At 44.8% G+C, this 23,296-nt stretch carries 25 protein-coding genes; 20 read left to right on the top strand and 5 right to left on the bottom strand.

The window, feature by feature from the left end:
• Nucleotides 1-47: 47 nt before the first annotated feature.
• The 7 genes from ACED42_RS18610 to ACED42_RS18580 all read left to right on the top strand — a co-directional run bounded on the left by ACED42_RS18610 (nucleotide 48) and on the right by ACED42_RS18580 (nucleotide 5,685).
• Nucleotides 48-599: a YtfJ family protein gene (locus ACED42_RS18610; protein WP_371703704.1), complete on the top strand. Its 552-nt coding sequence runs from the start codon at nucleotides 48-50 to the stop codon at nucleotides 597-599.
• Between the two features lie 90 nt (nucleotides 600-689).
• Nucleotides 690-980: a DUF2607 domain-containing protein gene (locus ACED42_RS18605; RefSeq protein WP_083784112.1), complete on the top strand. Its 291-nt coding sequence runs from the start codon at nucleotides 690-692 to the stop codon at nucleotides 978-980.
• A gap of 41 nt (nucleotides 981-1,021) precedes the next feature.
• Nucleotides 1,022-1,783, top strand: coding sequence for a DUF2796 domain-containing protein (locus ACED42_RS18600; protein WP_371703701.1), 762 nt, complete (start codon nucleotides 1,022-1,024; stop codon nucleotides 1,781-1,783).
• A gap of 139 nt (nucleotides 1,784-1,922) precedes the next feature.
• Nucleotides 1,923-2,639, top strand: coding sequence for an ABC transporter ATP-binding protein (locus ACED42_RS18595; protein ID WP_371703700.1), 717 nt, complete (start codon nucleotides 1,923-1,925; stop codon nucleotides 2,637-2,639).
• Nucleotides 2,636-3,895: an ABC transporter permease gene (locus ACED42_RS18590; protein WP_017103586.1), complete on the top strand. Its 1,260-nt coding sequence runs from the start codon at nucleotides 2,636-2,638 to the stop codon at nucleotides 3,893-3,895. The genes ACED42_RS18595 and ACED42_RS18590 overlap by 4 nt, the downstream gene beginning before the upstream one ends.
• A 14-nt stretch (nucleotides 3,896-3,909) precedes the next feature.
• Nucleotides 3,910-4,425, top strand: a complete 516-nt coding sequence (locus tag ACED42_RS18585; protein ID WP_004735277.1) for a DUF3299 domain-containing protein — start codon at nucleotides 3,910-3,912, stop codon at nucleotides 4,423-4,425.
• Between the two features lie 351 nt (nucleotides 4,426-4,776).
• Nucleotides 4,777-5,685, top strand: a complete 909-nt coding sequence (locus ACED42_RS18580; protein ID WP_012604888.1) for a TIGR03899 family protein — start codon at nucleotides 4,777-4,779, stop codon at nucleotides 5,683-5,685.
• A 166-nt stretch (nucleotides 5,686-5,851) separates the two neighbouring features.
• On the opposite strand, the gene cysC is transcribed toward ACED42_RS18580, so the two are convergent.
• The 4 genes from cysC to cysD form a co-directional block, all read right to left on the bottom strand.
• Nucleotides 5,852-6,472 (bottom strand): adenylyl-sulfate kinase, encoded by a 621-nt coding sequence (cysC, locus tag ACED42_RS18575; protein ID WP_371703698.1) that lies wholly within the window; start codon nucleotides 6,470-6,472, stop codon nucleotides 5,852-5,854.
• Nucleotides 6,473-6,496: 24 nt separating this feature from the next.
• A complete protein-coding gene (locus ACED42_RS18570; protein ID WP_009847766.1) occupies nucleotides 6,497-8,221 on the bottom strand; it encodes an SLC13 family permease in 1,725 nt (574 codons plus the stop codon).
• 65 nt (nucleotides 8,222-8,286) lie between these two features.
• A complete protein-coding gene (gene cysN / locus ACED42_RS18565) occupies nucleotides 8,287-9,717 on the bottom strand; it encodes a sulfate adenylyltransferase subunit CysN (protein WP_004735272.1) in 1,431 nt (476 codons plus the stop codon).
• 18 nt (nucleotides 9,718-9,735) lie between these two features.
• Nucleotides 9,736-10,680, bottom strand: coding sequence for a sulfate adenylyltransferase subunit CysD (cysD, locus tag ACED42_RS18560; protein ID WP_226974827.1), 945 nt, complete (start codon nucleotides 10,678-10,680; stop codon nucleotides 9,736-9,738).
• A gap of 415 nt (nucleotides 10,681-11,095) precedes the next feature.
• On the opposite strand from cysD, the gene ACED42_RS18555 reads away from it, so the two are divergent.
• From ACED42_RS18555 to ACED42_RS18505, 11 genes are all read left to right on the top strand, one after another.
• A complete protein-coding gene (locus ACED42_RS18555) occupies nucleotides 11,096-13,072 on the top strand; it encodes a bifunctional 2',3'-cyclic-nucleotide 2'-phosphodiesterase/3'-nucleotidase (protein ID WP_371703696.1) in 1,977 nt (658 codons plus the stop codon).
• Nucleotides 13,073-13,356: 284 nt separating this feature from the next.
• Nucleotides 13,357-13,944, top strand: coding sequence for a DedA family protein (locus ACED42_RS18550; RefSeq protein ID WP_371703694.1), 588 nt, complete (start codon nucleotides 13,357-13,359; stop codon nucleotides 13,942-13,944).
• On the top strand, nucleotides 13,941-15,074 hold the full coding sequence (locus tag ACED42_RS18545) for a D-alanine--D-alanine ligase (RefSeq protein ID WP_371703692.1): 1,134 nt from the start codon (nucleotides 13,941-13,943) through the stop codon (nucleotides 15,072-15,074). Before ACED42_RS18550 ends, ACED42_RS18545 begins: the two co-directional genes overlap by 4 nt.
• Before the next feature lie 19 nt (nucleotides 15,075-15,093).
• Nucleotides 15,094-15,636, top strand: coding sequence for a DinB family protein (locus tag ACED42_RS18540; protein WP_017078811.1), 543 nt, complete (start codon nucleotides 15,094-15,096; stop codon nucleotides 15,634-15,636).
• Between the two features lie 2 nt (nucleotides 15,637-15,638).
• On the top strand, nucleotides 15,639-16,388 hold the full coding sequence (locus ACED42_RS18535; RefSeq protein ID WP_017103591.1) for an NRDE family protein: 750 nt from the start codon (nucleotides 15,639-15,641) through the stop codon (nucleotides 16,386-16,388).
• Between the two features lie 12 nt (nucleotides 16,389-16,400).
• Nucleotides 16,401-16,838: a YHS domain-containing (seleno)protein gene (locus ACED42_RS18530; protein ID WP_004735265.1), complete on the top strand. Its 438-nt coding sequence runs from the start codon at nucleotides 16,401-16,403 to the stop codon at nucleotides 16,836-16,838.
• A 10-nt stretch (nucleotides 16,839-16,848) separates the two neighbouring features.
• Nucleotides 16,849-17,292: a hypothetical protein gene (locus ACED42_RS18525; RefSeq protein WP_004735264.1), complete on the top strand. Its 444-nt coding sequence runs from the start codon at nucleotides 16,849-16,851 to the stop codon at nucleotides 17,290-17,292.
• A 12-nt stretch (nucleotides 17,293-17,304) separates the two neighbouring features.
• Nucleotides 17,305-19,059, top strand: coding sequence for a lysophospholipid acyltransferase family protein (locus tag ACED42_RS18520; RefSeq protein ID WP_017103592.1), 1,755 nt, complete (start codon nucleotides 17,305-17,307; stop codon nucleotides 19,057-19,059).
• A gap of 71 nt (nucleotides 19,060-19,130) precedes the next feature.
• Nucleotides 19,131-19,697, top strand: coding sequence for a Crp/Fnr family transcriptional regulator (locus tag ACED42_RS18515; protein ID WP_017103593.1), 567 nt, complete (start codon nucleotides 19,131-19,133; stop codon nucleotides 19,695-19,697).
• Nucleotides 19,698-19,754: 57 nt separating this feature from the next.
• Nucleotides 19,755-20,207, top strand: coding sequence for a GNAT family N-acetyltransferase (locus ACED42_RS18510; protein ID WP_017103594.1), 453 nt, complete (start codon nucleotides 19,755-19,757; stop codon nucleotides 20,205-20,207).
• The gene (locus ACED42_RS18505) at nucleotides 20,207-21,055 is read left to right on the top strand and encodes a DMT family transporter (protein ID WP_012604900.1); all 849 of its coding nucleotides are present in this window, start codon (nucleotides 20,207-20,209) and stop codon (nucleotides 21,053-21,055) included. Before ACED42_RS18510 ends, ACED42_RS18505 begins: the two co-directional genes overlap by 1 nt.
• Before the next feature lie 59 nt (nucleotides 21,056-21,114).
• Here ACED42_RS18505 and ACED42_RS18500 read toward each other — a convergent pair whose 3' ends face one another.
• Nucleotides 21,115-21,693, bottom strand: a complete 579-nt coding sequence (locus ACED42_RS18500) for a LysM-like peptidoglycan-binding domain-containing protein (RefSeq protein ID WP_029223025.1) — start codon at nucleotides 21,691-21,693, stop codon at nucleotides 21,115-21,117.
• A 213-nt stretch (nucleotides 21,694-21,906) separates the two neighbouring features.
• On the opposite strand from ACED42_RS18500, the gene ACED42_RS18495 reads away from it, so the two are divergent.
• Both ACED42_RS18495 and ACED42_RS18490 read left to right on the top strand, forming a co-directional pair.
• Nucleotides 21,907-22,527 carry an FKBP-type peptidyl-prolyl cis-trans isomerase gene (locus ACED42_RS18495; RefSeq protein WP_017103596.1) on the top strand — a complete coding sequence of 207 codons (621 nt, stop codon included), beginning with the start codon at nucleotides 21,907-21,909 and terminating at the stop codon, nucleotides 22,525-22,527.
• A 134-nt stretch (nucleotides 22,528-22,661) separates the two neighbouring features.
• On the top strand, nucleotides 22,662-23,168 hold the full coding sequence (locus tag ACED42_RS18490) for a DUF2780 domain-containing protein (protein WP_017103597.1): 507 nt from the start codon (nucleotides 22,662-22,664) through the stop codon (nucleotides 23,166-23,168).
• Nucleotides 23,169-23,296 lie beyond the last annotated feature (128 nt).

Below are 23,296 nucleotides of genomic sequence, written 5' to 3'. Positions count from 1 at the left end.
TTCATATTATACTTCCAGAGCAAACCAATAAGCGGAACAAAAATATAATGAAAAACAAAACTCTACTGGCTTTTTTAGCCGCAGCCTCTCCACTTTTCGCCAATGCTCATAATCTATCAGTCGGTGCAACTCTGCCTGCTGTCGATGTTAGCAACTATGGTGAAATCGTACTAAACGACGGAAATACTGGATATCAAGCTTGGGCAACCAATGATCTTCTAGGTAAAGTTCGCGTCGTTCAAGCTATTGCTGGCCGTAGCAGCTCGAAAGAGCTCAACGCACAACTGATGGCAGCAATTACAGCATCGAAATTCACAGAAGACAGCTACCAAACCACTACCATCATCAACCAAGATGATGCGATTTGGGGAACTGGATCTTTTGTTAAATCGTCAGCAGAAAGTAGCAAAGAAGAATTTCCATGGTCTTCTATGGTGCTAGATGAAGACGGAATCGTAGCGTCATCATGGGCTTTAAAAGAAGAGAGCTCAGCGATTATCGTTCAAGACAAGCAAGGTAAAATATTGTTTGTTAAAGAAGGGGCATTAAACGACTCAGAAGTCACTCAAGTTATTGAGTTGATTAAAGCGAGCCTTTAATAAGATATTCGCGTCTTTTTCGAGACCTGACCAAAGGATATTGTTATATTATAACAGTATCCTTTTTTAATTCTGTGGTTAATCATCCTGATGTGGAAAAACACACCTAATAATGTGAAACGTAAAACAGGCTTCTTGCTTGGGCTGATGCTCATGTTGAGCGTGTTAGCAGCGACACATATTGTAGATATCGACCCACATCATCACTCTTCACATCACTGTGAGCTGTTTTCGATAAATCAGTTCATAACGGCGCATTCACTTCCACAGATCCCAGAGTTCCATTCGGAATTTACTGTCGCTATCACAGAGTCAGTCATTTCGTTACAGCGCCTGTATTTCGCTTATTTAGCACGTTCACCTCCTGTAAAGATTTCTTAATTACCACTACTTTTTAATTAACCTTTATTCAGGAAAAAAACATGAAACCTACTATTCTAGCCGTTGTTATCGGTATGACTGTCTCTACTAATGTTCTAGCTAACGAAGAATTCCGCTCTCACGAAGCACACGTGCACGGTAAAGTTGAGGTGAACATCGCTCAAGATGGGCAAGAACTACTTGTTGAAGTAACAGCTCCCGGCGCTGATGTGGTTGGCTTTGAACATGCTCCAGAAACTGCTGAGCAAAAGACAGTATTTGAACAAGCGATTGCGCAATTAAACAAGCCAGATGAGCTATTTGGTTTCAAAAATGCAAGCTGTACTCTGAAGTTCAAGTCGGTGACGAACACCTTGGAAGGCGATCATGATGACCATGAAGGCCATGACCACGCTGAACACGACCATGATGACCACGCTGAACACGATCATGACGACCACAAAGGCCATGACCATGCCGAACACGATCATGACGACCACAAAGGCCATGACCATGCTGAACACGACCATGACGACCACAACGGTCATGATCACGCAGAACACGACCATGATGACCACAAAGGCCATGATCACGCAGAACACGATCATGATGACCATGAAGGCCATGCCCATTCAGAAGGGGGGCACGGTGAGTTCACTGTCGAGTACCATTACCAATGTTCAGATATTGCGAAGCTAGATACTGTGAGCACTCAATGGTTCTCTAAGTTCAGCAACACAAAATCAATGACGGTAAACCTTCTAACTGACAGCGCTCAAATTCAAGAAGTGCTTAACGCAGATCGTATTAGTTTTCGATTCTAATCCGTATTAGATTGAATTAAACGTAGATACGCAGCCAAGTAAGTAGTCACTTACTTGGTTGTGCAAATCGGTGTGTCCTGGGAATTTATTTTTCTAATAGCTGTCCAGTAAATACACTGCTTTAATCATTGGAGCTAATATGTCTTTTGACAGTTCATCACTTGTGGTCAAACTCGAAAATATCAGCTTTCGTTGGAAGCCTGAATTACCCCCAACGCTAGAGATCCCCTCACTGCATATCCAAGCCCAAGAGCACCTTTTCATCAAAGGGCCTAGTGGTTGTGGAAAGTCAACATTGCTAGGGTTACTGACCGGAATCAACCAAGCTGAACAAGGCGAAGTATCTATCCTTGGCCAAGATCTCACACAGCTAACACCTCGCCAGAGAGACAAATTCAGAGCCGATCATATTGGTTATATATTCCAACAATTTAACCTGCTTCCTTACTTGTCAGTGATCGACAACGTGACGCTTCCTTGTCAGTTTTCTAAGATTCGTAAGCAGCAAGTCGCTGAAAGTCAGAATAGCCTGCAAGCAACCGCTCAAGAGTTGTTGCTCAGATTAAAGCTACCTCGAGCTCTAATGGACAAGCCAGTTACCGAGTTGAGTATTGGTCAACAACAACGTGTTGCTGCCGCTCGTGCTTTGATCGGCCAACCGAAAATCATTATTGCCGACGAACCAACCTCGGCTCTGGATCATGACAACCGAGAAGCCTTCATCGAATTGTTACTAGAGCAAGCAAATCAAGCCGGGTCTACTCTGATATTTGTCAGTCACGATCCAACATTAGAAAAGCTGTTCACTCGAACCATAGATTTAAAAACCGTTAACCAAGCTAAGGTTGTCGTATGAAAGTAATTACTCACTTAGCCCTAAAAAGCGTACTCAACCGTAAAGCCACCGCTATTCTGACGATTCTCACCGTGGCAGTGTCAGTGATTCTATTACTCGGTGTTGAACGTGTAAGAACCGAAGCAAAGAGCAGTTTTGCTAATACGATTTCAGGTACCGACCTTATTGTTGGTGGCCGCTCTGGTCAGGTAAACCTACTGCTTTATTCGGTATTTAGGATTGGTAATGCAACCAACAACATCGACTGGAAAAGCTATCAAGAATTTAGCCAGCACAATGCAGTAAAGTGGGCGATACCCATCTCATTGGGAGATTCACATAAAGGCTTTCGTGTAATGGGCACTAACCATAGTTACTTTGATAATTATCGCTATGGAAGTAAGCAACCACTTACTTTTCAACAAGGCAAAGAGTTCAATCAGCTATTTGATGTCGTGATTGGTGCCGATGTCGCGAAGAAGTTAGATTACAAGATTGGTGATCACATCATTCTGGCGCACGGTATCAGTGATGTCGCCTTCAGTCGCCACGACAACCTGCCCTTCACCATTGTCGGAATACTCGCGCCAACCGGCACACCAGTAGATAAAACGGTGCATGTTTCGTTAGAGGCCATTGAAGCGATTCACGTTGGTTGGGAATCGGGGGCTAACCTAGGCCACACACCGAATGCTGAAGCGCTAAAGCAACGTGACTTCCAACCAAAGCAGATTACCGCGATGATGGTTGGCCTTAAATCGAAGATCCAAACCTTTGCACTGCAACGAGAAATCAATAACTACCGCCAAGAACCGTTGAGCGCCATTATGCCAGGTATTGCGCTTCACGAATTGTGGGGAATGATGGCCGTAGCAGAGCAAGCACTACTGATTGTTTCAGGGTTTGTGGTAATCGCGGGACTGTTAGGGATGCTGAGTAGTCTACTCACTAGCTTGCAAGAAAGACGTCGAGAGATGGCCATTCTGCGCGCGATGGGAGCAAGGCCTCGTCATGTGTTCGGTTTACTGATCAGTGAAGCAAGTGCCCTAACCTTCCTCGGTATCACATTGGGTGTTGCCGTGTTGTTTGCGCTAATCGCAGTAGTTGCTCCTATTGTGCAACAAAGTTATGGTATCAACATATCGATATCCGCAATCACACCTCATGAGTGGAAACTGCTTATGTTGGTGCAAGTTGCCGGAATCATTATTGGCTTTATTCCCGCTTTCAGAGCTTACCGTCAGTCATTGTCTGATGGCATGACTATTCGAATCTAAAATAGGAACCTACGATGCAACGCAAATTCCTACTGATACTTGGGTTACTTATGTTCCCATTTATCAGCACAGCTCACGCTGAAACCACTCAGACTGACGAATCGGTATTAACACTCGATTGGATTGACTTGATTCCAGAGTCAGAGCGAGCACAACTCGACTCATTTGGCATGCCGATGGTTAACCACGACAGTATGGACAAACCTCAACAATCGACACTTGGCGCTGTTCGCCCAGAGCTGAATGGCAGCACAGTCAAGATTCCTGGCTTTGTGATTCCATTGGAAGGCGATGAGAACATGATCACTGAGTTTCTGTTAGTACCGTACTTTGGCGCATGTATCCACGTACCGCCACCGCCGCCGAACCAAATCATCTACGTGAAGTTCCCTAAAGGTGCACCAATACAGCAGCTATGGGATGTGATTTATTTAGTAGGTACACTAAAAACCGAGTCAATAAGCCACGACTTAGCTCAAACCGGTTATCTTATTGAAGGTACTGCGATTGAAGAATATGACGACATGTAGTCATTAGAAGGGTGGCTCAAGGATGAGCTGCCGTCACTGAACGAGTGAGATCATTCAATAACAGTTTAATAACGATAATTTTATTCTAAATTACGCGATGTAATTAGATAAGTACGCTAGAACAGCGACGTAAGTAGCGAGTAATAACCCTATACTAAGCTGTTTCTTCAGCTTGTTATCATTGACTTGATTCATAACTCCTCCTTGAGAATTACAACAAATTTAACATTTTATTATCATTAGCAAAAGTAAAATTTTGTTGAAACCTTCAACTCTGCACGCAAAATCTAGCCACCAATAAGATAAAGAGTTACATTTTAGACAGTTAAGTCGTTTCCTTAGGGTACTCTTATGTCAGAAACCAAACAGCCAGTGATCATTGAGCATGCTAGCGATACACAGCAAAAGCATGAGAAAAAGCCTCATATTGCCGACAGTGCAAGCAGAATGCGGCACATCGCACAAAGCTTCGGCCTCGATTCCTTAATTAGTCATAGTGCAAAGCCAAACGATAAAGCTGAGAGTACGCTTATCGAACGGGCACTATTAAGAGAGAAAAAACGTAGAGAACTTCGCCAAAAGAACCTAGAACAGATTCTAAAGTTGGCACACTCTTCATGTAAGGATGAAGCGGCTGGAGACCCTGATCAGGACTGGCTATACCGTTTCTTCGATATGGCACAAGAGATCCACAATACATCGATGCAGAGGCTATGGGCTCAAGTACTGAAACGAGAAGTCACCAACCCAGGCTCGACTTCGATGAAAGCGCTGCAGATCTTAAAAGACATGACACCAAAAGAAGCGCTCACCCTGCAAAGAGCAGCGTCACTGGGTTGTAGCTTTGGTAGTGATAACAGCAGAAAACTGTTACTCGGCTTTAAATCCCATGCTGGAATCTTCAGCTTTGGTAAAAGGGACACCACCAACACCATCAATCTTGGTGGACACAACCTTCCCTACTCTAGCTTGCTCCACTTGATTGAACTCGGGATTATTCTGGGCACAGAATTAGAATCAGGAGAGATTGATTTCGATCCAGCTCTGCACTTAACTTATCAAGGTAAGGGCATGTCACTGGCACCATTATCTAAAGGGGTGAAGCTGATTTACTACCGATTCAGTCCAACAGGCAATGAGCTTTGCAACTTACTTGGCAACAAGCCTAACACGCAGTATTACGACCAACTGATTGCGCTATTGAGCCAAAAATTTACGGTTCAAACAGAAGTTAAAAGCAGTGTGAACTACACCGTCTAGACAATCGATACTGTAAAAAATAGACGGTGTACGCTGTGAAGAGTATTGATAAGAGTAAAGAGAATCTAGAGGATAGGGTTCTTGTCTCGGAAAACCAAGGCTGCACTATTTATCCGCCGTGAATAATCAGATAAATAGGAGACTAGCCTTAGTCATACCAGCGAGCTCAATTGGATAAAATATTACGCTTCTCTAAAGCATCAATACACAATTCGACCAGTTCATCGAGTGTCTTTTCGCCCGCGGGTAGATCTATCTCAGGGCTCTGAGGCGCTTCGTACACTGAGCTAATACCTGTGAAGTTCGGGATTTCTCCCGCTCGTGCTTTCTTATACAGGCCTTTCGGGTCACGCTGCTCACACACCTCAAGTGGTGTGTTCACAAACACCTCAAGAAACTCACCTTCCGGTAATAAGTCACGTACCAACTGTCTCTCCGCTTGATGTGGAGAGATAAACGCTGACAACACGATCAAACCCGCATCCGCCATCAATTTAGCGAGCTCACCAATACGACGAATATTCTCTCGACGGTCTTGCTCTGAAAAGCCAAGGTCGCTACATAACCCATGACGGACATTGTCGCCATCCAATAAGTAAGTATGGTAACCAAGCTGTGCCAAACGGTTTTCTAATGCTCCAGCAACTGTCGATTTCCCTGAACCAGATAATCCAGTGAACCAGAGCACAGCTGGTTTCTGTGATTTCAGATCCGCACGAAATGTTTTATCAATCGAATGTTGATGCCACACAACATTCTCATCTTTTGGTTTGAGTACTGCGGTCATAATTAGTCCTTTAAATAAACAGCATTAAAATGGGAAAAAGTAAGGAATCAGGGTCAGCACCAAGCCCGAATAGACAATCGAGATTGGGATGCCGATACGTAGATAATCCGTGAGATGGTAATTACCTACGCTATAAACAAGTAAATTAGTTTGGTAGCCGTATGGCGAAATAAAACTGGCACTGGCACCAAATAGAACCGCCATAATGAATGGCATAGGGTCAACGCCATAGCCGATAGCCATGCTATAGCCGATTGGGAAAGAGAGTGCTGCGGCCGCATTATTGGTCACCAACTCAGTCAGAACCAAGGTCATGAAATAGGTCGCGACTAACGCACCAAACACGCCCCAGCCATTAAAGGCTTCCATAAACATCAGCCCCATACGCTCAGACAGCCCAGATGAAATCATCAGTTGAGCAATAGACAGAGCGGAGCCAACGATCACCACAATATCAACCGGAAAACGGCGACGGAGTTCACCCAGTTGCACCACACCAAAGGCCACCAGCAACAGTAAGAAACCAGCCAGCCCTTTGATAATCGGCACGACTTCAGCAAGGGCTAGACCAATCACACTGGCAAAACCGAGCAATACAAACGTCGATTTATCGGCATCAAGCTTGGCACTCGAGTCCAAGTCATTCATCAACACAAACTCTTTGTTGTGTTGCTGGCGCTGTTCTTCAAAGCGTTTACCGGGAACCAAAATCAAGGTATCACCAGCGGTCAATGTGATATTCCCTAGCCCACCTTCAAGGCGTTCATGGCCACGACGAATAGCAACTACAACTGCATCGAAACGGTCTCTAAACTGGCTTGTTTTGAGGGTTTTATTACAGAAGCTTGCCGACGAACTCACCACCACTTCAACAAAGCTCTGGCCGTTAAGGTGATGCTGGCCAAACAGGGTCAACCCTTGAATTTCTTGTAGTGTCGCTACGCTTTCAACGTCGCCACAAAACAGCAACCGGTCACGAGCTTGAAGAATAAAATCAGGGTCAATCGAAGCCGTGGTCTTACCGTCGCGAATCACTTCGGCTAAGAACAATTTTCTCAAAGCTCTGAGATTATTTTCGCTAACACTGCGGCCAACTAACGGTGAGCCAGGTTCAACTCGCGCCTCTAGAAAGTAAGGCAGATCGTCCTGCGACCCATCATCGTAGCTTGGTAAGAAGTAACTCAGAGGGATAAGAATCAAAACACCACCCACCAAGACCGCTAAACCGATCAAGGTTGGTGTGAAAAAGTTTAAGCTTGGCAATCCCGCATCTTCAACAAAACTATTGATGATCAAATTGGTTGAAGTGCCGATCAATGTCAGGGTTCCGCCTAAAATGGCAGCGTATGACAAAGGGATAAGTAACTTAGATGGCGCGTGCTGTTGATTGCGTTTGATCGCACCGATCAAAGAGACAACCACCGCTGTGTTATTAGTAAAAGAAGAAAGTAGCGCTGTGGAAATACCCAACTTCGCAACCACGGTACCTAGCCTACCTTCAGAGATATTGCGGCTAACCCAGCTGATTAAGCGAGTTTTCTCCAACGCACTTGATGCGAGGATCAGAAGAATTAAAGTCAGTAACGAGGAGTTAGTGAAGTTATTGGCTAGGCTCGACAAGTCGATCATACCAGCCATAAAAGCAATAAAAGCCGCGCCAGCAAAGATAAAGCTTGGCTTAATACGGGTAACGAGCAGGCAAGTAATGATGCCGAGCAAAATCGCTAATACAAATCCTTGTTGCCACATATACCCGTCCTTTATGGCGGAAACGATCGGTTTCCGCCTGATTCAATAAGCTGTTACTTAGTCGTTTATGACTTCAGTAGTTGGCTTAGATCTTTGGCATCCCAATGAGGGAAGTGCTTGCGTACCAATGCGTTGAACTCAAGTTCAAATGCAGAGAAGTTACCGACTTGCTGTTCAACAGAGTCCAAACGGTCTCGAATCAAACCAGCACCAACCGTCACATTAGTCAGGCGGTCGATAACAATGAAACCACCGGTGTCCGCACTCTCACGGTATTTATCCAGCGCGACGGTCTCGTTCAATGACCATTCACACAAACCAATACCATTCAGTGGCAACTCATCAACAGCGTGAGTCGACAGGTTGTTGATATCATATTGATGACGAACCGTTTCAACCTGACCGACGGTTTTCTTACCTGCGATCTTGATGTCGTAAGCTTTACCCGGTTGCAGTGGTTGCTCTGTCATCCACACGATGTCTGCCAATACATGGTTGGTAGATTCAATTTGCGCGTTTTCCAGCACAATCAAATCACCACGACTGATATCAATTTCATCTTCAAGAGTCAGTGTTACCGCCAAACCCGCTTGTGCTGATTCAAGTTCACCATCAAAGGTCACAATGCTTGCCACCTTAGAAGTTTTACCTGAAGGCAACGCCTTGATTTCATCACCCACGCTGACACGACCAGAAGCCACGGTGCCAGCAAAGCCACGGAAATCTAAGTTAGGACGATTGACATACTGCACAGGGAAACGGAATTCGCCCGCAGAGCGTTTTTGGTCAATGTCGACGTTCTCTAACACTTCTAATAGAGACGGACCTTCGAACCATGCAAGCTCTTTGCTTGGCGCAGCAACGTTAATACCTTCAAGTGCGGAAACTGGCAGAATCTGAATATTAGTTTCGCCCTCTAGGTTTTCAGCAAACTCTAGGTACTGATCGCGAATCTCCTCAAAACGATCTTGCGAGTACTCGACGAGATCCATTTTGTTGACTGCGACGATGAAATGCTTCAAACCAAGCAGGTTAGAAATAAACGAGTGACGACGTGTTTGATCCAGTACACCCTTACGAGCATCAATCAAGATCACTGCCAGATCACACGTTGAAGCGCCTGTTGCCATGTTGCGCGTGTACTGCTCATGCCCAGGAGTATCAGCAATAATGAATTTACGTTTTTGCGTCGAGAAGTAGCGATAAGCCACATCGATCGTGATGCCTTGCTCACGTTCAGCTTGCAAGCCATCAACAAGCAGTGCCAAGTCAGGCTTCTCACCTGTGGTACCCACTCGTTGGCTATCCGAGTGAACCGCTGCTAGCTGATCTTCATAAATCTGTTTTGTATCATGGAGCAAGCGACCGATTAAGGTACTTTTACCGTCGTCTACCGAGCCACAAGTTAAAAATCTAAGCATAGATTTATGCTGATGCTGACTTAGATAACCTTCAATCCCTAGTTCAGCCAATTCGGCTTCTACTGCACTATTCATTTTTCTTTCCTTAGATTCTTAGAAATAACCTTGGCGCTTTTTCAGCTCCATAGAGCCCGACTGATCATGGTCAATCGCTCGACCTTGACGCTCACTGGACGTCGCCACCAGCATCTCTTCAATAATGCCTGTTAGCGTATTCGCCTCAGATTCAACGGCTCCGGTTAGTGGGTAACATCCCAAAGTACGGAAACGAACGCTTTTCTCTTCAATCACTTCACCTTCTTGCAGTTCCATACGGTCATCATCAACCATGATCAGCATGCCATCACGCTCAACCACAGGACGTTTATCAGATAGGTAAAGCGGAACAATATCGATGCTCTCTAGGTAGATGTATTGCCAGATATCAAGCTCAGTCCAGTTAGAGAGCGGGAAGACACGAATGCTTTCGCCCTTATTAACCTGACCGTTGTAGGTGTGCCAAAGCTCTGGACGCTGGTTTTTTGGATCCCATGTATGGTTCTTATCGCGGAAAGAATAAACACGCTCTTTTGCTCGAGATTTTTCTTCATCACGACGCGCACCACCAAAAGCCGCATCGAACCCATACTTGTTTAACGCCTGCTTAAGGCCTTGAGTTTTCATGATGTCTGTATGCTTAGAAGAGCCATGTACGAATGGGCTACACCCCATCTCAATACCTTCTGGGTTCTTATGTACTAAAAGGTCGAAGCCGTACTTTTTAGCCGTACGATCACGAAACTCAATCATCTCGCGGAATTTCCAATCCGTATCTACATGCAATAGTGGGAATGGAATCTTGCCTGGATAAAACGCTTTGCGAGCTAAATGAAGCATCACAGAAGAATCTTTACCGATGGAGTACATCATCACTGGGTTATCAAACTCAGCAGCAACTTCACGGATAATATGAATACTTTCCGCTTCAAGCTGTTTTAGGTGGGTTAAACGTTCTTGGTCCATTTCAGTGCTTCCTTTAAGGCTCGCAGTACGAGCAATTCATTACTTGGTCTTGCCAAGCATGGGATTTAACTCATCCACTTGAGTGAATGGGAGTATTGGCACTAGAAGAAAACAGAAGCTTCGTTTTGAGCTATCCTTGCTATTCATCTGCCTGATACGTCCTTGATATAGGCATTATGACGAGCCTCTCATATTACTGGAAATTCTAAAATTTCATTTTTTATTCGAAAAGCTGATAAGGGATGAGATTCATCGATAAATAGGTGAAATGAATGGGCTAATATTATCGATATCAGTTGCGCATCGATTGAGCAGCTTTGGGAGGCGCCTTGCAGAACACTATAAAGTAATCGATCTAAGTCACGAATTAACATTCGTTGTAATCATTGTTTCATTCCATTTTGTTACATTACGCAACGAATTTTCTACTAATCCACTTTGGAGCTCCAAAATGAAAGTTGCAATGAAACCTTTGTCATTGGCTGTACTTGCGGGTCTTGGTCTGACTTTAGCAGGCTGCACAACAACACCAGATACCGATGAAGTGATTAAATTACGTGTCGTAGAAACGACGGATATCCATACCAACCTAATGGATTACGACTACTACAAAGACAAGCCGTCGAAAAAAATCGGCTTAGCACGTACTGCAACTCTAGTAAAAGAAGCTCAAAGCGAAGTAACCAACAGCGTATTAGTTGATAACGGTGACTTGCTGCAAGGTAGCCCAATGGGTGACTACATGGCAGACAAAGGCATCGAGGCTGGCGAAGTTCACCCTGCATATAAAGCAATGAACCAACTAAGCTACGACGCTGCAAACCTAGGTAACCACGAATTCAACTACGGTCTTGAGTTCCTAGAAGAATCTATTAACGACGCTGATTTCCCGTACATCAGTGCTAACGTTTACGACGCAGAAACCAAAGAACACTACTTCACGCCATACATCATCAAGACGCACACCTTTGAAGATACTGCTGGCGTAGAACATGAAGTAAAAGTGGGTTACATCGGTTTTGTTCCACCACAAATCATGACGTGGGATAAGAAGAACCTTGAAGGCAAAGTGATCGCTCGCGATATCATTGAGACAGCTAACGAGTTAGTGCCTCAAATGAAAGCGGAAGGCGCTGAAGTAATCGTTGCTATCCCTCACTCAGGCGTATCAACTGACCCGTACAAAAATGGCGAAGAGAACTCAACGTTCTACCTATCTGAAGTAGACGGCATTGATGCAATCGCATTTGGTCACTCTCACGCAGTATTCCCAGGCAAAGGTTTTGATGACATTCAAGGCATCAACAACGAAACGGGCACAATGAACGGCGTTGCGGCTGTAATGCCAGGCCGCTGGGGTAGCCACGTTGGTGTTATGGATCTAACACTTGCACAAAAAGACGGTAAGTGGGAAGTTGTTAAAGGCCAATCAGAAGCACGCCCAATCTACGACAAGGTAGAAAAGAAATCTCTTACTGCTGCTGATGAAGGCATCGTTTCTGCACTAGAAAAAGACCACGCAGGTACTCGTGAGTTTGTTAACCAACCGATTGGTAAAGCAGACGATGTGATGTACAGCTTCTTGTCTCTAGTACAAGACGATCCAACTGTTCAAATCGTGAACCTTGCGCAAAAAGATTACGTTGAGCAGTTCATCCAAGGTGATCCAGACTTAGATGGCACACCTGTACTTTCAGCAGCTGCACCATTCAAAGCAGGCGGCCGTAAGAATGACCCAGCGAACTTCACTGAAGTTGAATCTGGTCAACTGACATTCCGTAACGCGGCTGACTTATACCTTTACCCGAACACGCTAGTTGCAATGAAGGTAACAGGCCACGAAGTAAAAGAGTGGCTTGAGTGTTCTGCTGGTCAATTCCAACAAATAGATGTTAATTCGACCGCACCACAGCAGTTGGTTGAATGGGACGGCTTCCGCACTTACAACTTTGATGTCATCGATGGCGTTGAGTACCAAATCGATGTTACACAACCAGCAAAATACGATGGTAACTGTAAAGTTATTAATGAAGGCTCTGAGCGTATCGTAGGTCTAACTTACCAAGGTAAGCCAATCGACGTGAAGCAAGACTTCCTGATCGCAACCAACAACTACCGAGCATACAGCAATAAGTTCCCAGGTACGGGTGAAGACTTCATCGCATTTGATGCACCAGATGAGAACCGTACTGTTCTAGCAAACTACATCTCTCGAGTGAGCAAAGAGCAAGGTCAAGTGAGCCCAACGGCTGATAACAACTGGTCATTTGCGCCAATCAAAACGGATAAAAAGCTAGATATCCGCTTTGAAACATCTCCAAGCGACAAAGCGGCAGAGTTCATCAAAGAAAAGGGGCAATACCCGATGAAACGTGTTGCGACTGACGATGTTGGTTTTGCTGTTTACCAGATTGACCTAACTAAATAGATTACCTTGTAATCCATAGTTAACGTTCTGAAAGGCTGAGTTTAACGACTCAGCCTTTTTCTTTTGTTATTTATAAACCAAATCCACTGCCCTACTTTTCTCACCGTAAACGCCCGCTAATTCAATACCCAAACAGCGCGACTCAAACCGCCAATAAAATCAATCAAATATAAAAAAGCAGCAATCGCCTGTAAGTTTTTCTCCGCTCCTCCTGTCTATTTAATTTACTACACTCAATGAATGGTCATTAAGCCATTCATCTATGGGATAGATAAGGACATTTGATGAGCACCGTCGAGAGCATTCAAGCATGGTTAAATACGGGAGAGGAATCGCTGCTATGGCTGATGCTTGGCATTATCGCGCTTTCTTACTTGCTTGAAGATCTGGCGATTGTTACAGCGGCAGGTTTAGCAACTCAAGGACTCATGCTTCCTCAATATGCGTTGCTTGCCATTTTCATCGGCATTGCCACAGGAGATATCGGCCTCTATTACCTAGGTAAATCAGGACGTTATTTCCGAGGCGTTCGTTACAAAGCCCTCACCAACCGATACTTTCGTGCACTTCGCACTAAATTACGTCAAAACGCTTTCAGCAGTCTTTTTGTCATCCGCTTTATTCCCGGGCTTCGTACCGTCGGTTTTATCTTAAGTGGCTTTTTCACAATCCCACTGCCTACTTTCTTGTTTGCTGTCATCAGCGCCACCGCGATCTGGACTGGCATTGTCTTCTCTGCCATCTACTATTTAGGGACATCAGCGTGGCTGCAAGCCTCTGAATATCAATGGATCGTTATCCCGTGTGCCATCGCTTTACTGTTTATCGGTAATCGATTAATGAATAAAACCTACTCTAGAGGATTATCATGAGTTCACCGCAAGATATTCGCATCATTCCCGCACATCAAATCAATGCAGGCATGCCTTTGCTTGAAAAAGATACCGTGCGCAGTGTCTCTCCTTATGAGTTTCTTCCGACTTGGTTCTTCTACACGCCAGTCGTGATTCAAAGCCTGATGCAAGGGTTACGGCACTTTGACTGGGCGCTGCCGCTCATCGCCAACCCGAGCATCAAATTAAGCGGCATGGTAGGCGAATCAAAACACGAAATACTGAGCCTTGCCGGATCATCGAGTCAGCGCTGGATCTCTCCGTTTATCACCCTAACCAAAACGGATCTTAGCAGTAAGAAACAAGCTGAAGATGCACGCAGTGCACTCATACAATCCGATCTTGATTTCCCGATTGTGGCTAAACCGGATCTTGGCTGTCGAGGTGTTGGCGTTAAGCTGATCAACACACAAGATCAACTTGAACAGTATGTTGAATCTTTCCCAAATAATGCTCGCTTTCTATTGCAAGAAAAGGCGCCTTATCAAGCCGAAGCGGGTGTTTTCTATGTTCGCTACCCAAATAAAAAGCAAGGCGAGATCATCTCGATCACACTCAAATACGCACCAATGGTGGTGGGCGATGGCAGCTCGACACTCAAACAGTTAATTGAAAATAGCCCGCGTGCTGGGCAGCTTAGTCACCTGTATCTACCGAGACATGAAGATAAATTGGATCAAGTGCTCGCAGAGGGCGAAGAGTTTCAACTCGCGTTTGCAGGTAGCCATAGCCGTGGCTGTATCTTCCGAGACGGCAACCAATACATCACTCAGGCTTTAACCGAACGCTTAGATGAGATATTCGACGACTTCGATGGCTTTCACTTTGGACGACTCGACGTCAAATTCAAGGACATGAACAGCCTAATGAACGGCGAGGACTTCACGATCCTTGAGGTCAATGGCGCAAGCAGTGAGGCCGGGCACATCTGGGATCGCAACACACCGCTGCGAGAGATATTTTCGACGCTACTCCTGCAATACCGAATTCTCTTTGATATTGGCGCTCAACAGAAACAAAGAGGCCACCAGCCTCCTTCTTTTAAGAGCTTATTTAACGCGTGGCAAGAAGAGCGACGTCTTGTTCAACAATATCCGACCACCGATTAACTTTGTACGAGGATCATGAATGAACCCCATAGCCCAACCGAGCGCCCTCACTTCTTTCTCTCCTAGTATCAAAGGAGCGGTAGAGATATTGAATCAGGGTTTAGAGTTTCTATTAGCGATTTCTGACAGCGACTACCTAACACGAGCGAAGCCGCACGTCACAAGCTCTATTGGTGAACATACTCGCCACACGCTCGATCTTTTTCATGCGCTGATTTTAAAAGAGAACGCGACCGTTGATTACAACACTCGTCGTCGTGGTCACCCCGTGGAATTCGACAGGTCGATTGCGTTGAAAGAGATCCATTACGTGATCAACTGGCTTGAACGATTAGACCGCAGAGATCTCGAAGCGCCTATCATGATCCAAACCGAAGTTTCAATGGATACACAAGTATTCGCCAGCCTGCCTTCTACGCTAGAAAGAGAGGTTACCTTTGCTGCGCTGCACGCCAATCATCATTACGCGATGATCAAGGTGATCACAACCTTTCTTGATGTCGAAACATGCAACACCTTTGGTTATGCCCCAACCACCAGCAGCTATTTGAGGGAGCAATAATCATGTGTTCAGTATCTTGGCTACTTGAAGACAATGGCTATCAGGTCTTCTTTAATCGTGATGAACAAAAGACACGTGCACTGGCGATGCCACCTAAACAATATCGAGCTAACGGCGTCGATATCATCATGCCACTCGACCCAACCGGTGGTGGTAGCTGGATCAGTATCAATGAGTTTGGGCTTTCGCTATGCCTACTCAATAACTATCAAGGCATCGTACCTGTTGGACCTTTAGTCAGCCGTGGTTTGCTACTCAAGAATCTATCATCGAGTCGTAATATCAGTCAGCTCTCTGAAGCATTTCATAAGCTCGACCTGCACTCTTTTGCCCCATTTACCTTGCTGGCTTTCGCGCCAAACTTAACTCAACACCATGGTTTGGTTATCGCCTATATGTGGGATGGCATTCAACAGCACATCGTCGACACCGATTCTCCACTCTTCTCATCCGGTGTTGATTTAGAGCGAGTGCAAGCCTACCGACAAGCGAAATACGATCAGCTTATGACAACAGGAAAGAATCAGCAGAATTTACTTCATTTTCACTCTCACCATCACAGCGAACAGCCTCATTTAGCGACCTGTATGCATCGCGAAGACGCACATACGGTGAGCTTTACACACTTACGCAATCTACACGGCCAAGCCTCTATGTTTTACGCACCCGGCTCGCCTTGTGAACCCATTAAACCATGCCAGATAAATCAACAGCGTTTTACCTTCGATTTATCACCAGCAATCAATCTATAGATGGAGTCCATCATGAGAAAACTATTAACCATGGTCATGCTACTTGTTAGCCCTTACGTATTTGCCGCGGATGAAATCTACACCGGATTCTTTAGCAGCAAGGCGCTCGATGGCTACGACACTGTGGCTTATTTCACTTCAGGTAAGCCCATTGAAGGCAGTAAAAAATTCAGCACCGAGTACAAAGGCGCGGACTGGTATTTCTCTTCTGAAAAGAATCTGACTTTATTTGTTAATAATCCTGAAAAATATGCCCCTCAATATGGGGGTTATTGCGCTTGGGCTGTTTCAGCAAAAAGTGACTTTGCACCCGGAGACCCGAACCAATGGACAATTGTTGATAACAAGCTTTACCTCAACTACGACCAAGAGATTAAACAGCGTTGGGAACAAGACCGAGCACAACATATTCAAAAAGCCGACACCGTTTGGCCGCAACTGATCAAATAAGGGAATAACCATGACATTCACTCCAGCTAAACATATTCCTGCGGCATTTATCGCTTTCGTATTTGTTCAGTCGCTGTTTTTTAAGTTCACAGGCTCATACGAGACTGAGCATATCTTTGGCACCTTGGCGACATGGTCTGGACTAAGTTGGTTCGGTTCATTTGGCGGCTACTTGATTGGGTTCGCTGAATTGATTGCTGCCATTTTGCTGTTTACTCGTTGGCATGGCCTAGGTGCCATCATGAGCGTAGGGATCATGAGTGGCGCTATTTTCTTCCACCTGTTTACACCACTCGGTATTCAAATGCCTGAGTTTAATGCAGCGGGTGAAATTGTCGGTTATGACGGCGGATTACTGTTTGGTATGGCATGCCTAGTGTGGTTGTGCGGTGCATTTTTAAGTGTGAAAGATTTCAAGAATCAAGACGGTTTCCTAAACAACTTTAGTCAATAAGGTAGCTTCATTATGATTGATAGTCCTTTTCGTTTACCACGTTACACGCCTTTTGGTTTAGGTGAGTCTGTTGTCGAGTGGGCAACTGGGCTATCTAAGCTAGATAAACTCTATCAAGATAGACCTGATGAGTTATCTAGTTTTGAATTCATGCATCACACCCTGTCGGCATTGAATATCGACTATTCTGTTTCAGCAGGCGCCACTGACAATATTCCTGAGGAAGGACCGGTTGTGATTGTGGCTAACCACCCGCTTGGCGCGATTGAAGGTGTGATCCTTGCTGATCTCGTAGGATCGGTAAGGAAGGATGTGAAGGTGTTGGCGAATGAGTTGCTCAAGCGACTGCCTGAACTGGATGATCTTTTCATCGGAGTCGATGTCTTTAATAGTAAAGAATCGAAACGAACCAACGCTAAAGCCATTCGAGATGCCAATCGTCATTTGGCAGACGGGGGGCTATTGATTGTGTTCCCTGCGGGCGAAGTATCGAGTTACCGTAAAGGGGCAAAAACACTGACAGACATCGAATGGAGCAAATCGGTTGCCAAGTTCGTTAAACGACACCAAGCCACTACGGTTCCTATCTTTATCAATGGTAAAAACAGTGAGCTTTTCTACCAAGCCGGACGAGTTCATCCACTGCTGAGAACGGCTTTACTTGGCCGTGAACTTCTTAATAAAAGAGCGACTACCATCTCTATCTCTATTGGTTCTTCAATCCCATACTCAGAGATAAAATCGTTTGAACAAGAGATGGATATCGTCAACTATCTGCGACTCAATACCTATCTGATGAGTCAACAAGATAGCCCTAACACGCCAATCCATGCGCCCTCTTTTGACACTCAGGTTATTACGCCTATTCCATCAGAAGTACTCTCTATAGAAGTCGCGTCACTTCCTCAAGAAATGAGATTACTCGAACAGGGCGATTTTGAGGTGTATTGCACGCCGAGCCAGTCGATCCCCAATTTAATGCGCGAGATTGGTCGAGTAAGAGAAGAAAGCTTTAGAGAGGTCGGCGAAGGCAGCGGGCTTGCCTGTGATTTAGATGAGTATGACCTTTACTACCACCAACTGTTTGTTTGGAATAAAACCAAGGCTGAGTTAGTGGGTGCATACCGACTTGGTATGGTCGACAAACTCATCGCTGAGCACGGACTTGATAAGCTCTACTCTCGTAGCCTGTTTAACTACAATCAAGAATTCATCGATACCTTAGACAACAGTATCGAGCTTGGGCGTTCTGTAGTGAGCAAGCCTTATCAGAAGAGCCTTAACTCACTATTACTATTGTGGAAAGGTATCGCGGCCTTCGTGTATCGTCACCCTCAATACACTCACCTATTCGGCCCAGTCAGTATCAGTAATGATTACAGTCATAATGCTCGCCTGTTGATTGCGACGACCTTATCGATACATCATTATGACGAAGAAAAAGCAAACCTGGTTTCTCCTTCTTCACCACTCAATACCAGTAATCATGTGTTCTGGCAAAATCATCTGTTATCGTCACTGGCGAGTGTGCCTCTGCTCTCTAAAGTATTAGCACGCATGGAGCAAGGTAAAGGCCTGCCGGTGCTGCTGCGCCAATATCTAGGGATGAACGGTAAACTGGTGTGTTTTAATGTCGACCCATCATTTAATGATGCCTTGGATGGCTTGATTGTGGTGAACCTTAAAAAGGTACCACTGAAAACTCTGGGTAAATACATGGGCAGAGAGCTTGCTCAAGACTATCTAGAGCAACATGCTCAACGCTGATTTCGCCTGCTCTGTACCTACACTCAAATAAGTGCGATGATTTCGACACTTATTTGGGTTAGGTTATTTTCATGCACACCTCTTTTATCGAACAACTGCAAAGCTTCGACTTCTCAGAAAGTCAGATTGAATCTCTAGTTGCTGTCGCCAAGCCTCTTGAGCTACCAACCAGACACATTTTGATCAATCAAGGTGAGATGGCGAGTTCAATCTACTTTGTACTTGAAGGCTTATGTCATGCTTGCTACCTCACTGATGATGGTAAGCAATACAGTAAAGAGTTCTACTGGGAACAAGATTGGATCATCGGCTTTGAGAGTCTGATAAAGAACCAAGCCTCTCCTTACCTATTAGAAACGCTGACACCCATCACCATGTTAGAGCTGCCAATGAATGCGGTTATCGAGTGGCGTGCATCAAATAATCCTTTGTATTTAAAGCTGTTAGAAACACAACTGATGCATAAGGAAAACAAAGAACGCTTCATGCTGCTCTATACACCAGAGCAACGTTATCAGCTGTTCTGCGAGCACTATCCCGACCTTGAGCAGCGCTTGAACGACAATCAAATTGCAGCCTACCTAGGAATAACCGCAATCAGCCTGAGCAGAATCAAAGGTCGAATTAACAATAGTTAATGCCAACAATCATCGCACATAGTACATTCAGAGCATCGATAATCTCTGGATGTAAACATGATCACTTGGCACTCAATTCCCTTCTCTGAACTTTCAACACAGCAGCTTTATCAACTACTTCAATTACGAGTAGATGTGTTCGTCGTTGAACAAAATTGCCCTTATCCAGAACTCGACGGTAAAGATACACTCGCGGGTGTTGAACACTTGCTTGGCTATGCTGATGCAGAGTTAGTGGCGTGTGCACGCTTGTTACCACCAGGAACTTCTTACGACAACACGAGCATCGGTCGAGTGGCAACGAAGCAATCGGCAAGAGGTGATGGTTTAGGCCATCAATTGATAAAAGAAGCGTTAACACGCTGTGAGGCTCTTTGGCCGAGCAAGACCATCGATATTGGTGCGCAACAACACCTAGAAGCTTTCTATGCGAGCCACGGCTTCAAAACGATCTCTGAGATGTACTTGGAAGACGATATTCCGCACATTGATATGAGATTAGAGAAGTAATGTCGAATATCACTGTCGGTATCCTATTGCTGATTGCAGGTAATTTGTTTGCCTCGCTTTCCGACGTAGCGGTAAAACTGTTGAATGGCGAAGTGCCACCTCTTCAGTATATTTTTTTCCGACAGTTGATATCTCTGCTCATCATCACCCCTTTGTGGCTACAGCAGAAAAAGGAACAACGACGCTTACAGCAAGCCAAAGTGACCATCATACGCGGACAGCTAATACTAATTGGCAGTGGATGTATGGTTGTCGCGATTACCCACTTATCTTTGGCTACCGCCAACGCTGTATTTTATGTCGCGCCCTTGTTGATGCTGCCTCTATCTATGTTTCTACTGAAAGAGCAACCAGCACTTGGCAAGGTCATCGCCACCACTATCGGTTTTATTGGTGCATTGATTGTCTTGAGGCCATCGCAATTTCATTGGGCTGCATTGTTTGCATTAGGCACAGCTCTGACGCTCGCACTGTTCAATGTATTGGTAAGAAAGCTTCCGAGTGAGCAAACGGTGATCACTACGCTGTGGTGGACAACGTTATTCTCTATTCCAGCATCATTGGTACTGTGCTTCCTATACTGGCAACCCGTATCGGTGGAGCATTTGGGATACATAGCACTCAGTGCAACGTTAATCTTGAGTTACAACGGCCTTGCGGTTGCTGCTTACCAAAAAGCACACTCTAGCCAAATTGCCTTGGCTGAGTATTCAGGACTGGTGTTTGTCGCGTTAATAGGTGCAATATGGTTTGATGAGATACCAGATACGTTAACCTTTATCGGTATTATGCTCATCATCTTGCCACTCGCCCCTTTCAAGCGACCAAAAAAAAGAGCTAATGCTTAGCTCTTTTCTATCGTTTATATGTGTCTGGTGAAGTGCTTTAACTCAGGTTCACTATTCATCTATTTACTGCGACCAAAGCCACCATCTGATAACCGGAAAAACATCACCGAAGTATTGCCTTTCTCAAGCTGAAGAATGTCTAGTTGCCCAGTCTCGGCTAGTTTGAATCGAACCAGCTGGCCTTTACGAATCTGGCTAAGCGGCTTGTCTGCACCTTCAATACGAACCAAAGCGTTAAGATCAGACAGCGGTAGATCATTATTTCGGAACACTTGAGCTAACGTATCTCCTTGCTTTACAAGATACTCTTGCCAACTGGTTGGCTCAGAAGAATTACTTTTAGCATTTTTCTGCTCGCTTAAGCCAACAGTATTTATCTCAAGCTCAACACGAGATGTTGCTGATGCGTTGTCTACTTTAGGCTCTGGTAGCGGTGCAAACAATAAGATTAATATGATCGGCGAAATCACCATCAATAATTTCTGGTGTAATTTCGGCAATGATCCCCAAGTTTGCACTGTTGAGGTTTTCATTTTCTTTAGATCGATCGAGCTTAGTTTCTCTTTGACCTGATTCAGTCGGTCCTTGAACTCTGCTAAGTGGTCTACTTTCTGTTTTTTCTTTTGACGACGATTCATGCCACTGCGTCCTATACATTGAATAACTACAGTATAAAAACCAAAGTACCAACAGTATAGATCTTTCCGCGACAACAGAGAGCAAAGCAAGAAAATTGACATAGCTGTGATTTGGACACGGTAAAGCGTAAGTGATCAGAGGCTAGCCGTTTATTCAGGCTGCTAATACTGGTATTCTTACCCTTTTCGTACTGACAAAAAGAGTGACTTTTCATGTCTGAAGTAAAATTTGAAACTGTAGAGCAAAAAGCTAGCTACGGTATCGGTCTACAAATGGGCCAACAACTTGCTGGTTCTGGTCTTGAAGGCCTAAACGTTGATGCAATCGCTGCTGGTATCGCAACAGCTCTAGTTGGCGACATGCCAGCTATCGAAGTTGACGAAATCAACAACGCACTACAAGAGCTACACACTCGTGGTGAAGCTGCACGTCAAGAACTAGCTAAAGCTGCTGCTGCTGACGGCGAAGCTTTTCTAGCTGACAACGCTCTTCGTTCAGAAATTACAGTTCTTGAGTCTGGTCTTCAGTACGAAGTACTAACTGAAGGTACTGGCGAAATCCCAACTGCAGACAAGCAAGTACGCGTTCACTACCACGGCGAACTAACTGACGGTACAGTTTTCGATAGCTCTGTATCTCGCGGTCAACCTGCAGAATTCCCAGTAACTGGCGTAATTCAAGGTTGGGTACAAGCTCTACAAATGATGCCTGTTGGCTCTAAGTGGAAGCTATACATCCCTCAAGATCTAGCATACGGTGAGCGTGGCGCAGGTGCTGCTATCCCACCATTTGCTGCTCTAGTATTCGAAGTAGAACTTCTAGCAATTCTTTAATTTCTATAAAAACCTTTAGTGAAACAAAAAACTATAGGTAAATTAGACTGAATTAGCTCAACGGCGATGTGACTACATCGCCGTTTTTCGTTTATAGTGAAAGAGTAAATTACTTTATTACTTAAGGACGAATAATGAAGAAAGTACTCATCACCGTTTTAAGCAGCCTTGCTGTGGTATCTTGCGCTGGTACTAGCGAGTCAGAACAAGTTAGTTCAACTTCTGATATTAACTATTCCCAACTATCACAAACAGCCCTTATGACCGCTGTAGACATGTGGTCTCAAAAAAATGAAGCAACACCATTTACGAGCACCCTTGCTAATTCCCTAAGTGACAAAGAATCTGTAACAAATGAGCAAGCTATAGGTGGAGTAGGTTCCATGCTAGCTCTTGCCCAGAATACCCTTGATAACTTTGACAACCAAGAGCTCGAAATGCTTTTCCCTGGAATGTCGACGCTTGATTCTACCGGTTTAACGTCAGTATTGGACTCAAAAACATCTGTTGAAAATGCATTTTCAGGATTAGGTATGGATTCATCAATGGTTGCGGCGTTTGCACCAATCATTATTCAAGGGCTAGAGTCACAAGGCGCAACAAGCGGTCTCGTTGATTCACTCGAAGCTATTTGGTTGTAATAACCAGTGATTAATAATTGATTTAAAATACTTAAAGGGCGCTTCGGTGCTCTTTTTTGTGCGTTGAACAAAAGAGATACGAGATACGAGATACGAGATACGAGATACGAGATACGAGATACGAGATA

This window comes from Vibrio sp. FF145, from assembly GCF_041439075.1.
In the GTDB taxonomy this organism is placed as follows: domain Bacteria; phylum Pseudomonadota; class Gammaproteobacteria; order Enterobacterales; family Vibrionaceae; genus Vibrio; species Vibrio tasmaniensis_A.
The sequence above is the reverse complement of the archived record's forward strand: the minus strand, read 5'-3'. Positions and strand labels throughout refer to the sequence as shown.

Bases quoted from the DNA above. Each gene is read 5' to 3' on its own strand.
- ACED42_RS18585 (WP_004735277.1), top strand. From the start codon at position 3,910: ATGCAACGCAAATTCCTACTGATACTTGGGTTACTTATGTTCCCATTT.
- ACED42_RS18605 (WP_083784112.1), top strand. From the start codon at position 690: ATGTGGAAAAACACACCTAATAATGTGAAACGTAAAACAGGCTTCTTG.
- ACED42_RS18490 (WP_017103597.1), top strand. From the start codon at position 22,662: ATGAAGAAAGTACTCATCACCGTTTTAAGCAGCCTTGCTGTGGTATCT.
- ACED42_RS18500 (WP_029223025.1), bottom strand. From the start codon at position 21,693: ATGAATCGTCGTCAAAAGAAAAAACAGAAAGTAGACCACTTAGCAGAG.
- ACED42_RS18530 (WP_004735265.1), top strand. From the start codon at position 16,401: ATGAGAAAACTATTAACCATGGTCATGCTACTTGTTAGCCCTTACGTA.
- ACED42_RS18580 (WP_012604888.1), top strand. From the start codon at position 4,777: ATGTCAGAAACCAAACAGCCAGTGATCATTGAGCATGCTAGCGATACA.
- ACED42_RS18535 (WP_017103591.1), top strand. From the start codon at position 15,639: ATGTGTTCAGTATCTTGGCTACTTGAAGACAATGGCTATCAGGTCTTC.
- ACED42_RS18600 (WP_371703701.1), top strand. From the start codon at position 1,022: ATGAAACCTACTATTCTAGCCGTTGTTATCGGTATGACTGTCTCTACT.
- ACED42_RS18540 (WP_017078811.1), top strand. From the start codon at position 15,094: ATGAACCCCATAGCCCAACCGAGCGCCCTCACTTCTTTCTCTCCTAGT.
- ACED42_RS18515 (WP_017103593.1), top strand. From the start codon at position 19,131: ATGCACACCTCTTTTATCGAACAACTGCAAAGCTTCGACTTCTCAGAA.
- cysN (WP_004735272.1), bottom strand. From the start codon at position 9,717: ATGAATAGTGCAGTAGAAGCCGAATTGGCTGAACTAGGGATTGAAGGT.
- ACED42_RS18570 (WP_009847766.1), bottom strand. From the start codon at position 8,221: ATGTGGCAACAAGGATTTGTATTAGCGATTTTGCTCGGCATCATTACT.
- ACED42_RS18590 (WP_017103586.1), top strand. From the start codon at position 2,636: ATGAAAGTAATTACTCACTTAGCCCTAAAAAGCGTACTCAACCGTAAA.
- ACED42_RS18555 (WP_371703696.1), top strand. From the start codon at position 11,096: ATGAAAGTTGCAATGAAACCTTTGTCATTGGCTGTACTTGCGGGTCTT.
- ACED42_RS18550 (WP_371703694.1), top strand. From the start codon at position 13,357: ATGAGCACCGTCGAGAGCATTCAAGCATGGTTAAATACGGGAGAGGAA.
- ACED42_RS18595 (WP_371703700.1), top strand. From the start codon at position 1,923: ATGTCTTTTGACAGTTCATCACTTGTGGTCAAACTCGAAAATATCAGC.
- ACED42_RS18510 (WP_017103594.1), top strand. From the start codon at position 19,755: ATGATCACTTGGCACTCAATTCCCTTCTCTGAACTTTCAACACAGCAG.
- cysC (WP_371703698.1), bottom strand. From the start codon at position 6,472: ATGACCGCAGTACTCAAACCAAAAGATGAGAATGTTGTGTGGCATCAA.
- ACED42_RS18505 (WP_012604900.1), top strand. From the start codon at position 20,207: ATGTCGAATATCACTGTCGGTATCCTATTGCTGATTGCAGGTAATTTG.
- ACED42_RS18495 (WP_017103596.1), top strand. From the start codon at position 21,907: ATGTCTGAAGTAAAATTTGAAACTGTAGAGCAAAAAGCTAGCTACGGT.
- ACED42_RS18520 (WP_017103592.1), top strand. From the start codon at position 17,305: ATGATTGATAGTCCTTTTCGTTTACCACGTTACACGCCTTTTGGTTTA.
- ACED42_RS18545 (WP_371703692.1), top strand. From the start codon at position 13,941: ATGAGTTCACCGCAAGATATTCGCATCATTCCCGCACATCAAATCAAT.
- ACED42_RS18525 (WP_004735264.1), top strand. From the start codon at position 16,849: ATGACATTCACTCCAGCTAAACATATTCCTGCGGCATTTATCGCTTTC.
- ACED42_RS18610 (WP_371703704.1), top strand. From the start codon at position 48: ATGAAAAACAAAACTCTACTGGCTTTTTTAGCCGCAGCCTCTCCACTT.